The 12,801-nt window shown below is 38.4% G+C and carries 12 protein-coding genes; 5 read left to right on the top strand and 7 right to left on the bottom strand.

Annotated features, from left to right (window positions below; all coding sequences use genetic code 11):
• Positions 1 to 280: 280 nt before the first annotated feature.
• Positions 281 to 1,012, top strand: a complete 732-nt coding sequence (locus I9192_RS04395) for a Fic family protein (RefSeq protein ID WP_004827982.1) — start codon at positions 281 to 283, stop codon at positions 1,010 to 1,012.
• Positions 1,013 to 1,261: 249 nt separating this feature from the next.
• A complete protein-coding gene (locus I9192_RS04390) occupies positions 1,262 to 1,849 on the top strand; it encodes a hypothetical protein (protein WP_004827980.1) in 588 nt (195 codons plus the stop codon).
• Positions 1,850 to 1,915: 66 nt separating this feature from the next.
• Here I9192_RS04390 and I9192_RS04385 read toward each other — a convergent pair whose 3' ends face one another.
• The 4 genes from I9192_RS04385 to I9192_RS04370 all read right to left on the bottom strand — a co-directional run bounded on the left by I9192_RS04385 (position 1,916) and on the right by I9192_RS04370 (position 6,172).
• Complete coding sequence (locus I9192_RS04385) at positions 1,916 to 2,209, bottom strand: cold-shock protein (RefSeq protein ID WP_009585545.1); 294 nt, start codon at positions 2,207 to 2,209, stop codon at positions 1,916 to 1,918.
• Positions 2,210 to 2,353: 144 nt separating this feature from the next.
• Entirely contained in the window at positions 2,354 to 3,880 is a 1,527-nt protein-coding gene (locus tag I9192_RS04380) for a DHA2 family efflux MFS transporter permease subunit (protein WP_009585535.1), read from the bottom strand.
• Between the two features lie 6 nt (positions 3,881 to 3,886).
• Positions 3,887 to 5,044, bottom strand: coding sequence for an HlyD family secretion protein (locus I9192_RS04375; RefSeq protein ID WP_200150142.1), 1,158 nt, complete (start codon positions 5,042 to 5,044; stop codon positions 3,887 to 3,889).
• A gap of 594 nt (positions 5,045 to 5,638) precedes the next feature.
• A complete protein-coding gene (locus I9192_RS04370; RefSeq protein ID WP_004827972.1) occupies positions 5,639 to 6,172 on the bottom strand; it encodes a thioesterase family protein in 534 nt (177 codons plus the stop codon).
• Between the two features lie 99 nt (positions 6,173 to 6,271).
• Between I9192_RS04370 and hemB the strand changes: the two genes are divergently transcribed.
• Together hemB and thiO are read left to right on the top strand one after the other, a co-directional pair.
• Positions 6,272 to 7,285 (top strand): porphobilinogen synthase, encoded by a 1,014-nt coding sequence (gene hemB, locus I9192_RS04365; RefSeq protein WP_139420121.1) that lies wholly within the window; start codon positions 6,272 to 6,274, stop codon positions 7,283 to 7,285.
• Between the two features lie 292 nt (positions 7,286 to 7,577).
• Complete coding sequence (gene thiO / locus I9192_RS04360) at positions 7,578 to 8,705, top strand: glycine oxidase ThiO (protein ID WP_200150141.1); 1,128 nt, start codon at positions 7,578 to 7,580, stop codon at positions 8,703 to 8,705.
• A gap of 71 nt (positions 8,706 to 8,776) precedes the next feature.
• Here thiO and I9192_RS04355 read toward each other — a convergent pair whose 3' ends face one another.
• Positions 8,777 to 9,538: a ferredoxin--NADP reductase gene (locus tag I9192_RS04355; RefSeq protein ID WP_005030878.1), complete on the bottom strand. Its 762-nt coding sequence runs from the start codon at positions 9,536 to 9,538 to the stop codon at positions 8,777 to 8,779.
• An 82-nt stretch (positions 9,539 to 9,620) separates the two neighbouring features.
• Between I9192_RS04355 and gigC the strand changes: the two genes are divergently transcribed.
• Positions 9,621 to 10,502, top strand: coding sequence for a LysR family transcriptional regulator GigC (gene gigC / locus I9192_RS04350; RefSeq protein ID WP_004827965.1), 882 nt, complete (start codon positions 9,621 to 9,623; stop codon positions 10,500 to 10,502).
• A gap of 334 nt (positions 10,503 to 10,836) precedes the next feature.
• Here the strand turns inward: gigC and I9192_RS04345 are convergent, their stop codons facing one another.
• Both I9192_RS04345 and I9192_RS04340 read right to left on the bottom strand, forming a co-directional pair.
• The gene (locus tag I9192_RS04345) at positions 10,837 to 11,574 is read right to left on the bottom strand and encodes an excalibur calcium-binding domain-containing protein (RefSeq protein ID WP_200150140.1); all 738 of its coding nucleotides are present in this window, start codon (positions 11,572 to 11,574) and stop codon (positions 10,837 to 10,839) included.
• 56 nt (positions 11,575 to 11,630) lie between these two features.
• Positions 11,631 to 12,746 (bottom strand): hypothetical protein, encoded by a 1,116-nt coding sequence (locus tag I9192_RS04340; protein ID WP_200150139.1) that lies wholly within the window; start codon positions 12,744 to 12,746, stop codon positions 11,631 to 11,633.
• Positions 12,747 to 12,801 lie beyond the last annotated feature (55 nt).

Here is a 12,801-nt window from a genome sequence, read left to right as displayed (position 1 = left end):
AAATCTCCCCTAACCCCTCTTTGAAAAAGAGGGGGCTTGTATATAAATCAGGCGAATTAATATTCTTCTCTCTTTTAAAAAAATAGATTTATAATCCTTGATACAATATTACAATTAAGTTTTAAGTATTTGAATTTTATAATGATAAAAAAATTTAGAAATAATTTAAATAACTAGATTCATTTCTACGATAAATTTACTCCTAATACCGTAACTGTTAGATTTTATAGCCATCATTTTTTCATGTATGATCATTTTATTGCGCCTGTAGAGATAAAACATGTTTGAGATCATTGATGATTTAAAAGCTAAATTGGATCAACATCGACCTCTTTCTCCTACGATTGTTAAAAATCTACACGAAGACCTCGTTTTACGGTGGACTTATCACTCCAATGCCATTGAGGGTAATACCTTAACTTTGTTAGAAACAAAGGTTGTACTTGAGGGAATTACGATCGGTGGTAAAGCATTAAGGGAGCATTTTGAAGCAATCAATCATCGTAATGCGATTTTGTATGTTGAAGATATTATCAAAAGCCAAGAACCCTTTTCAGAATGGCAAATTCGTAATATTCATCAACTCATTTTGAAAAATATTGATGATGAAAATGCTGGGCAATATCGCCAACAAAATGTATTAATCTCAGGGGCTACGGCGCTTCCACCAGACCATACATTGCTCAATGATAAAATGACTCAGTTTATTGATTGGTATAATCGTGATAGTCAAAAATTGCATCCTATTGAACGAGCAGCCAAAGTCCATGCAGATTTTGTAGCGATCCATCCTTTTGTTGATGGAAATGGACGTACATCTCGATTATTGATGAATCTTGAATTGCTTAAATCTGGTTATCCACCAAGTGTAATTACTGTAGAAAATCGATTAGCTTATTATGAAGCTTTAGATCAATGGATGGCGAATGATCACACTGAACCATTTATTCATTTGGTTGCTAATGCCGTATTGGATGGATTTAAACCTTATCAGATGATCTTAGGAATTTAAACAATAAATCCTATTTTCAATAATACGTAGGATAGATTACTGAAAGGAAATTGTAGATCCAGCATTATCTTGAAATTCGCAATATTATTCTATTTAAATAAGCAATTACGCTACTTTTCTAGCAACATAGTAAAATAAAAATTTAATAAGAAAAACAATAACGTGATTTTTATTCTATGCTTTTAATTACAAAATAGTTAAATTAAAATTAATATAAAATTTAAATCAGAAAAATAAAATGGAAAGGTCATGGCAGGTGGTTCACAGATAATTATCAATAAAGAGCTGAAAATCTGCATTTTTATAATATTAATTGCGATTATTATCATCATCTTCCTAGAAACTAAGGCAAGAATAACCATGCAAAAAGAACCGACTTTAAGTTTTTCGACTCTAGCTCATCAAGACATAGACCCTGAAATTCAAATCAATATAAGACTCATCAATAACACCAAAGAAAAGGGATCAAGTAAAAATAAATTGATTACACTGTTAAAAGATGGTGTTTTTTATCCCTTAAACAACACAAAAGACTTTCCAATGTATGAAATATTTATTAAACGAAATCATCAATTTGCCTATATTGCTGGTGAAAATATCTATTTCAGCGAGGATAATTCATCGATCAGAGCCAATAGTGACCGAAAAGGAATTATTTTTATCAATCCTACTATAGCTGATGACTCGATTACTCTTGAATATCATCAATATTATGGAGAAAAGCAGACTCAATATTCAAAACGTTTGAAACTATCTGATTCATATAAATATAACAGTCGAATGTTCAATCAACAAACGACACTAGATGATTTTGATCAGGTCAATATCTTAAAATAACTCAAGTCAATATCTTAAAAAAACCAAAGGCATTTAAATCAAATGCCCCCCAATTTTCAACAGCGATCACTTTCTAAAATTAGACAACAAAGTATTGGTAATCGACTTATTGTTCTCAACAACTCTCGTCTTTTTAGCCTTGGCGGACTGGTCTTCTACCCGTTCAATTTTAGCGGCTTTCAACTTACCGTTATTTTCAACCACGATAAATTTAACTCGCTCGTTACGCTTTGGTTCTCCCTCAGCAAGCGGAAAATCAGAAATATGGAAGAAAATATCCTGCTCAAGCCCACCAATAAATCCAAAGCCTCTTTCAGCATTGTATTGTTTAATTTTTCCTTGTTGGAATTCAGGCTTCATACATATTCCTCATCGCAGTACACAATCTGTGTATTATACCCTGATCTTGATCAATAGATAAAATACAGGCTATCTATCGATTAAACATAAAGAATATCCATAAAAAAGCCCGCTTTTCAGCAGGCTTTCAATAACACTTAAAATTTAATGGGCATGCCCTGCGCCCACATTACCTTTCGGTTTAGGGCATAACCAAATAATTAACCCTGCAAAGATAAATACCATCGCAAAAATCAAAAACACATGATTGACTGAAAGTGTTAAAGCTTCCTTATCCACCAAGTTAGAAATCGTCCCCAAAGCCATTTCTGGGCTAAAACCACTATTGACCAAATTACGCTGGGTTTCTTCGACATGCATAGTCGATACAATTTCACTCCGCGCCAACTTAGTATGATCATCCCAAATCGTCACAGCCAGAGATGCACCTATCGCCCCTGCCATTGTACGCATAAAGTTCATTAAACCCGCAGCAGAAGCAACTTCATCTGGGCGAACCACGCCCAAAGCAATATTGGACAAAGGAATAAAGAAGAATGGCACCGCAAAACCTTGGATAATCTGAGGCCATGCCAATGCCATAAAATCTGCATCCGTGGTCCAAAATGAACGCATCAGGGTCACGCCCCCCAAAATCATCAAACCAAAACTCGACAATGCTCTTGGGTCATATTTGGTTGCCATTTTCGCCACAATCGGTGACATCATCAAACTACCAAAGCCCATCGTTGCAGTGAGATAACCTGCCCAAGAAGCGGTATAGCCCAAGTTGATCTGTAACCATTGTGGAATCAATACAATACTGCCAAAGAATGCTGCAAAGGCGAAAGCCAGCGATATTGTGGCAATGGTAAAACCACGGTATCGGAAAATCTGTATGTTGACGATGGGATGTTTTTCATAATATTCCCAAATAAAAAAGGCAATAAATCCAACCACCAAAATCACAGCCAAAATACAAATAAAGGTATTATTGAACCAGTCCCGTTCATGCCCTAAATCTAGCATGAGCTGCAATGCACCAATCCAGATAATCAGCAAAGTTAAACCAATGGTATCAATAGGTAATTTTGCAATCGGGGTTTCTGCTGTTTTCATCAAACGCATGACACCCAAAGCACAGATTACACCTACAGGAATATTGATAAAGAAAATCCAGTGCCAAGACCAATTATCACTGATCGTTCCACCCAGAATTGGACCTAAAATTGGACCAACCACTGTGGTCATTGCCCACATACCCATTGCTTGCGAATGCTTTTCAGGCGGAAAAATACGCATGAGCAGCGTTTGGCTCAATGGCATGATTGGACCACCAAATAAGCCTTGCCCAATACGACAGATCACCAGCATTGCCAAACTATTGGATAAACCACACAGAATGGAAAATGTGGTGAAACCGATCAAACTGATGGTAAATACCCGAACAGCACCAAAGCGTCCTGCCAACCAGCCCGTTAAAGGCACACAGATGGCTTCCGCAACAGCATACGAAGTAATGACCCAAGTTCCCTGTGAACTTGAAACCGCTAAACTTCCTGTAATATGTGGTACAGAAACATTGGCAATGGTCATGTCCAACACGACCATAAAATTGGCAAGTGCTAAAAAGAATGCAGCGAGGAGTAAACGTCCGCCTTTCAGCTCATTTTGAAATGTTGCTGTATTCATAAGCGATTACTTCGCTGATGAGGTATCGACCTCAGCATTCATGGACAAACCCACACGTAATGGATGTTCAGCCAATTCTTTAGGATCAAGTTTGATACGTACTGGTAAACGCTGAACCACTTTAATCCAGTTACCTGTCGCATTTTGTGCAGGAATCAAAGCAAATGCAGAACCTGTGCCTCCAGAAAAGCCAATCACGGTACCATGATATTCAACATCCTTACCATATAGATCAGAGGTTAAAGTTGCCTTTTGACCGACTTTGACATTCTTTAACTGACTTTCTTTAAAGTTTGCATCGACATACAGATCAGCTATTGGCACGATTTTCATTAAACTTGCACCAGGTGCCACACGTTGCCCAATTTGAATGCTACGACGGGCAACAATTCCGTCTAGCGGTGCTTTAATTTCAGTCCGTTGTAAATCTAAAAGCGCTTGATCAAGTTTTGCTTGAGCTACCAATACATCAGGTGTTGAACTTTGCGAGGTACCACGAATTAATGCTTCATTGGCATCTAAGTTACTTTGCGCTGCTTTTCGTTTTGATTCAGTTTGGGCAAGCGCCGCTTTTGCGACATCAACACTAGCTTTAGCATTATTCAAAGCACTTTGTGCTTTGCTAAATTCTTCCTTCGATATTGCACCTGTTGCACTTAATTGCTGACGGCGAGCAAATTCTTGTTGCGCTTGCTGATATGCGACTTCGGCTTGTGCTACTTGTGCTTTAGCACTATTAATATCGTCTGTACTCACCAAAATTTGCGAGGACAATGAACTGCTATTTGCAGAACTTTGTGTGTATTGGCGCTTTGCCTTAGTTAACGCTGCTTCGGCTTCTGCAACCTCAATTTTAGCATCACGATTATCAATAATTGCCAAAACATCGCCTTTCTTGACTTGCTGTGTATCACTCACTAAAACTTCAGCCACCTGACCACTGACCATTGAAGTAATTTCAGCAGTTTCAGCACCAACATAGGCATTGTCTGTTTCCACAGTATTGCTAAACACTAAAGCCCAAATTGCATATAGAATTGCTGCTGCGACAACAATAATGGCAAAAATCTTCAGCATTTTTTTACGTTTTTGTTTGGCTTCCAAATCCGCTTGCGCTTCATTTTCATCGTTTGGAGAGGCATTCGTCGTTTGCGCTTCAGTCATCGCATATTCCTAGCTTACTTGGACTTGTCAAAACATCAGTGCATTTTAAGGATATAAACTGAACATCAGCTTAATCACTTTTTTGGGGGTTTTGCGTGATGGTTGAATAAGTCAAATTCTTAAAATTGTGGTGCTCAATTTTACAGACAAAAATCATATTATGAGAATAAAAATATTACTCTAAAGTTTATCTTTATAAAATAGATCAATCTTAGGGTCTATTGATATTTCATAAATGGCTTGCGTTGTAGGTTAAAATTGAGCAGGCAAGGCATGAAATAAAGAGAATAGCGATACTATTTTCGAATTTCATAACGCAGGCTGAGATAATTTTAGCCACAACCCTTCGGGACTATTGTGTTTTTTGCCGCTACGTCGTTACGAACTACTTATTTAGAATGACTAAATTTCGTACTCCGCGCCTAGTATCGACTAAAAAACACACACAGTCGCAAGCATAGACGAACTGTCAATAGACCCTGTGCTATTCATATTTTTTTAAAACCAAATAAGCCATCAAAATATGCTTTCCGATGGCTTATATTGACATAAACAATACAAAAGTGTACTGCATAGTACACTTTGTCAGCGTGATCAATAGGCATACGATGCGATTGCAGTTGCGATCGCCTTACCTTCATTGTTGACCATGGTCATCCGCATCGTACACCCCTTACGTCCCATTCTTAAGGTTTCAGCTTTTGCGATAAAATATTCACCACGACCAGGCGCGAGATAATCGACACGCATATCCACAGTTGCAAGTCGAGAAACTTTTTTGAGCGTATCTGGGAGCTGGTCTGGTTCGGCTCGTTTATACAACTCACCCATTGCAACAATCCCACCAATACTGTCTAACAGTGTCGCAGCAACACCGCCATGCAAGATTTGAAATGCAACATTGCCAATCAGATAAGGCTTCATTTCGATATACCCTTCAATTTCATCATTTACCACACGCATTTGCATGTTGTTATGCGAAAAATAAGGTGAACCATTAAACGCTTTGGTCAACTGGTTAAGGACGACATTTAGATCTGCTTTTGCACCTAAATGTAAGTTACCAGTCCACTTCTTTTGTGATTCGCTCTGCGCAGAATCAGTTTTAGGAGAATCACTCATCATCATTTCGAAACCAATAATGAGAAAAAACTTCAGCTTTTTCCCAAAAAAAATATGAAAGGGCTACAATATGTGCCTAGTTTAATACTGAACATCGAGATTGTTATGACTTATACGTTCAATCGTCCTGCTTTCCCAGCCACTCGTATGCGCCGTATCCGTAAAAACGACAAACTTCGAGCGATGGTGAGAGAAACACAACTTACAGCAGACCATCTCATTTACCCAGTATTTGTACTTCCAGGGCAAAACCAGACCCAAGATGTACCCAGTATGCCAAATGTTCAGCGCTTATCGGCAGATTTATTGCTAAAAAAAGCTGAAACATTATTAGAACTTGGCGTATCAAAACTTGCCTTATTTCCAGTTACACCACAAGAAGACAAAAGTTTAACAGCTGAAGCGGCATGGCATGAAGACGGATTAGTTCAAAATACTTTACGTCTTTTGAAAAAAGAACTTCCGGAAATGGTGCTGATTACTGATGGTGCATTAGATCCATATACCACGCATGGTCAGGATGGCATCATTGATGATACAGGTTATGTGCTGAATGATGAAACTGTACAATGTCTCATTAAACAAGCTTTAAGCCATGCTGAGGCAGGTGCTGATGTCATTGCACCAAGCGACATGATGGATGGACGGATTGGAGCTATCCGCCAAGCTTTAGAAAGTAATAATTTTATCTATACCAATATCATGGCGTATTCTGCAAAGTATGCTTCAAGTTTCTATGGTCCATTTCGTGATGCAGTAGGTTCATCATCCAACCTCAAAGGTGGTAATAAGTACAATTACCAAATGGATGTCGGCAATCGTGCAGAAGCATTGCATGAAATTGCGCTCGATATTCAAGAAGGTGCTGATATGGTGATCGTTAAACCTGGTATGCCATATTTGGATGTAGTCCGTGAAGTCAAAGATACGTTCGGTGTGCCAACCTTCGTTTATCAAGTCAGTGGTGAATATGCCATGCTTGCTGCTGCGATTCAAAATGGTTGGTTATCTGAGAGTGTGATTATGGAGTCGTTGATGTGCTTCCGTCGTGCTGGTGCAGATGGTATCTGGACCTATTATGCTGAAGATGCAGCACGTCAATTAAAACAAATGAAGTAAATTCTCACACTGCTATAGACGATACCTATGGATGTCATCCGCTATTGTCTCCAATAGGACTAGATTTTAAATGTAAATTTTTTGCGATGGATGGACTCACATATTGGTCGCAAAAATGTTTAACGATGAAGAGCAATGCGCTTTGAATTGGTTTGATCTCCTGTTGTTAACACAGTAGGTCAAATCAAAAGTTAATCGAGTGATCAAAATCATTTTGCGATGATGCCATCGTACAGAAATATAGGTTGAACTCTCGTTCATTCAAATTTATTTACTATTACAGAATACACCCATGCATATTGCCATTATCGGTGCTGGAGTAAGTGGCTTACTCAGTGCACTTGAACTTATTGAACAAGGCTGTAAAGTCACCCTATTCGATCAACAACATGCTGGACAAGCCGCTTCTTGGGCAGGCGGTGGTATTCTGTCTCCGATGTACCCTTGGCGCTACCCACAAGAAGTCAACCATTTGGCTCAATATGGCAAACAACTTTATCAGGATTGGAATCGAAAACTATTCCCTAAAACAGGTATAGACTTTGAAATTCATGAAACTGGCATGTTGATCTTCGACGAAGCAGATTTTGAGATTGGACTCAATTATAAAGACCAATACCAAGAACCGATGCAACATTGTGAATATTTATCCAGAGAAAAACTTAAACAAGTTAATCCACAAATTTCTGAACAATTTCAACATGCGATCTACTTTCCACAGTTAGCCAATGTACGCAATCCTCGGTTACTCAAATCACTGATCACCTATCTAAAACAACATCCTTTGGCTGATATCTGTGAAAACACATGGATTGAGAAATTTAATATTCAAAATCAACAGATTCAATCTGTTCAAACTGCAAATGGGCAAGACTTTTCAGCTGATCATTTTGTGATTGCAACAGGTGCTTGGTCTAATTGTTGGAGTGAGCAGTTGCAGCTAACGATTCCTGTTAATCCTGTTCAAGGTCAAATGATGTTGTTTAAAACTCCTGAAAACTGGCTTCCAACCATGTGTATGAACAACGTCATGTATCTCATTCCACGTACAGATGGACATATCGTATGCGGTTCGAGTATGAATCATATTGGCTTTGATCATCGCCCTAGTATCTCTGTACAACAAAGCATTTATAAAGCGTGTATTGAAATGGTGCCTGAATTGGCCAATTTTCCAATTGTGAAGCAATGGGCTGGCTTGCGCCCAAGCTCGCCAACAGGCATTCCTTATATTGGAAAAATGCCAGAGCTCAATAATTTATGGGCGAACTTTGGACATTATCGTAATGGCTTATGTATGGGACCAGCCTCAGCTCAACTGCTTAGACAATTGATTTTAAAACAGGAAACGTTTGTAGATGCCAACGCCTATTCAACTGAACGGCTGAAGCAAAATGCCGTATCAAGAATCGTCAGTTAATTTGGCAACAAATATTTTGTGATTGTAAAGAGAAAGATCCTTAATATCTTTCTCTCATCTGAATAGATCATTTACCAATAATTTTCAACAGCAATATTGCCTTCACCACGGCGGTTCATGGTTAAACCACGGGCTTTAAGCGCCGCTTTGGTATCATCGACCATCTGTGGATTACCGCACAACATGACATGTGTGGTTTCGACATTAAAGTGTAAATCAGCAGCTTTTTCCAACTCACCATTTTCAATCAATATCGGTAAGCGATCATGCAAGGCTGCGTGTGGGTCTCGTGTAATAATAGGAATAAATTTAAACCCTGTATGCCCTTCACCAAATTGCTCTGCGATCTCTTGGATACGATCCACATAGGCCAATTCAGATGCGGTTCTTACGCTATATACCAAATTGATTTTTTTGTATTTTGACCATGTTTCAAAGTCTTGTAACATCGAAATAAATGGCGCCAATCCCGTACCTGTTGCCAGTAACCACAAGTCTTGCGGAAGTGGTAATTGATAACGTGCCAAAGTTAAGAATCCGTATGGAATCTTTTCCAAATACAGTTCATCACCCACTTTAAGATGTTGTAAATTTGATGTGAATGCACCATCGGGGACAACAATTGAAAAAAATTCCAGTGTTTCATCAAAAGGCGAGGAAACCACGGAATATGCCCTTACCACCAAATCATCACCGACTTTTAAACCGATTCGAGCGAATTGCCCTGCGGTGAATTTAAAATGAGCAGGTCGAGTCATGGTGAAACTAAAAAGCGTATTCGTCCAACGATGAACAGATAAGACCTTTTCTATGCTAAATTTTTCAATTGACATAATTTCTTCGTGGCATGAAACATAGTGCTCATGGTAGCATGCCTATATAATGTATGAATATTAAAATGTTAAGGCTCTACTTATGCGAATGACTTTACGCCAACTGGCTGTGTTTGTTGCTGTCGCTCAGGAAGGTACCGTAACCAAAGCAAGTGATGCAGTTCGGTTAACTCAAAGTGCAGCAAGTATGGCTTTGGCAGACTTAGAGGATGGTTTGGGTGCTCCTCTGTTTGACCGTTTAGGGAAACGACTACAATTAAATGATTTAGGACGATTTCTATTGCCACAAGCTTTAGAAATCTTAGGTCGCTGTGAAGCTTTTGAACAAGCCGCCAAAGGTGAATTGCAAAGTATTGACTTACGCATTGGTGCCACACTGACCATTAGTGATTACTTAATGCCTGATTTAATGGCGGATTTCCTACAAATTCAACCCCAAGCTCATTTACAGCTTCAAGTCGGTAATACACGCCAGATGATCGAAGCAGTTAATCAGTTTCAACTTGATTTGGCTTTAATCGAAGGCTCTTGTTTCTTACCTCAATTGCAATGTATACATTGGCGTGATGATGAGCTTGCCGTGTGCTGTTCACCTAGTCATCCTCTTGCCAACTTACATCGTGAACTCAGACAATCTGATTTCCAACATGTAGAATGGATTTTACGTGAGGAAGGCTCTGGAACACGTGAAGTATTTGATAATGCGATTCTTAAAGACCTTCAAGATGCCAATATCCGCTTAACATTGGGTCATAACGAAGCCATCTTAAAAATAGTCGCTGGTGGCTTAGGTATGTCATGTATCTCTAAATTGGCTATTCAACCCTTACTGGATAAGGGACAATTGGTGATTCTAAATACTCCTTTCTGGCAACTGGCTCGTCCATTGTTTATGTTGGTACACCGTCAGAAATACCAAGGTCCCGGCTTAAGAGCCTTCATGAAGTTTTGTGAAAGTAAATAACGTGAGTTCGATGTAACCACATCTTCAACTTATTGGAAAACAATAAGTCTCGGCGGAGTCTTGTTGATTTTTCACCCAATTTCAGGATCAGCCTGCGGCTCGCCCTACTTTTCTTTCGGGAAAAGTAGGCAAAACCACTGTCATCCGCAAAACTCGTCAATCACCAGCAACACATTCAATCAGTCGCAGAAACAATACTTTATAAAAGTAGTCCTGCCTCAAACAACTGCGGATGACGGTTCCGAGTATCATATTTCATCAAGAATTTTTATCGAACTCAAATTAAATAGTTTTAAAGCTCCACGTGGAGCTTTTCTTTTGCTTTTTGAATGAGTTAATGCCCAAACTGGCGTTCACATGGTTGACCATCATGATCACCGTCCATTTGAGTATTTGGACAATTCCGAATAAAAAACAATGCTTCTTCGTAGGAACTCATCTGACTGCAATGGGTTCTTCCATCACAACGATATGGTGATGTATTTGTGGAAGCTACTGCAGGAGTATTTGCAGTCATGGCTACAGCAGGCGCATTTTGTATACGCAACGCCTCATTTTTTCCATTTAAAGCATTTTCAGATTTTTCACTAAATTTTACAGGTTTTACATAACCTACTTCTTTTCGCTGTTGCGCTACAATTTGTTTCTGCTGTTGTTCAAACAATTCAAATTTTGCCAGTTGATCTTTTTGATAACTTTGATATTGGGTCCAAGCCGCAAAACTAAAATAAACCAATCCAAAAACCATCACCAAAATTACAAAAGAAATAAAACCGAATTTACGACTATCCGTTTGACTTGCCCTTAAAATATTTCTTTGTTTATCGATATCCACCTTTTTACTTTTAAGATCATTGCTCATCGCCACATCTAAACGGATCATTTGATGTGCTTTAAACGTACCTTTATCATTGATCACAACGTATTTGATGGTTTCACCCTTTTTAGGCTGTCCCCCTTCTTTTGGAAAATCGGCAATATAAAACGCCACGGTTTGTGCAGAGTGGTGATCTAATAAAAGCCCATATCCTTTATCATCGTGATACTCAATGATTTGCCCCAAATAAAACATAGCATTTCTCTTATAAATACTTATGAATCACAATATATTTTACTCATTTCAGAGACTTAGCGCGAGTATGCCTCGCGTTTCTGCTGTTTAATTGCATCTTTTTGTTGCTGTTGATATTGTTGTAACTTCATTACACTTTCAATTTTGTACTGCTTATAACGATCCATGGCATACATAACACAATTTACACCGATAAATAAAATAATGCCAATAATGACTATCCAAGGATTCAACCGTATAGCTGGTTCAGAAGCTGTTTTCTTCTTCGGCTGCTTACGTTTAGAATAAAAGAATTGAATTTTAATATTTTGAAAAAATTGCTGTAACATATTCAAATGCATATTTTTTTCAAGAATTCTATGTTCAACTGGATGCGTTAAAACTACAGTTTGCGTCTGAAGATCAACAACAGCTTCACGCTTGCTATCTCTCAAGTGCTGTTGCTTTTCATGGACGATCGCTCTTTCCTCACTCTCACTTTCGCAGTGCAGGCTTATATTTTTTTGAGCAGCAGGATTGTCCATTTGAATTCGGGCTAAAGATGGTTCAGTTTTCGAGATTTGGACCGTATCGAATAGTGCTATTGCAGAAATTGCTTCAGCTGTATCTTTGCCTATATTAACAAGGTTTGGATCTGTCAATAATGATTTGTCTTCGACTTGATACGATCGTGTTGGCGCATAATCTTGTAGTTGTTTGTCTTGACTGGGCTGTTCTTGAGTCTTATTTTCTGGACTACATATGTCTTGTACAACAACATCCAGTTTTATGTCTTCACTCATTTGCATCGTTTGGGCTTGCAACGCAGGTCTTGTCAATGATTGAACATTGTCTGGTAATTGCTCATCCTCAATCACTCTTCTTTTCTTATGTGCCTTTCGCGCTTTTCTTACATTCTCATAGACATTTTCTTCATATAAATGCTGAATAGGTAAAGATCGGTTTGGGTCAGTGACATAGTTTTTATGATCTAGACGTACGATAAATTTAGCTAAAACTTCTCCATTTTGTTCCAGCACAACACACTTAATCCGCTCTCCAAGTTGTGGGAGAACAGTTTGGTTTGAAAAATCTTCTAATTTAAAAACAACTTGTTGATGATCGTTTTTTAATTCTATTAAGCCCTTAGCAGATTTTTCATCATAAAAAATGACTATCCCCTTACGAAACATTTTTTTCTCATTTATTAGAATAAAAAAGGAGGCCCCTATCGCCTCCTTTGATCAT

This window comes from Acinetobacter bereziniae, assembly GCF_016576965.1.
In the GTDB taxonomy this organism is placed as follows: Bacteria; Pseudomonadota; Gammaproteobacteria; order Pseudomonadales; family Moraxellaceae; genus Acinetobacter; species Acinetobacter bereziniae.
Note: the sequence above shows the minus strand (reverse complement) of the source record. Positions and strands in the feature narration are given on the sequence as shown.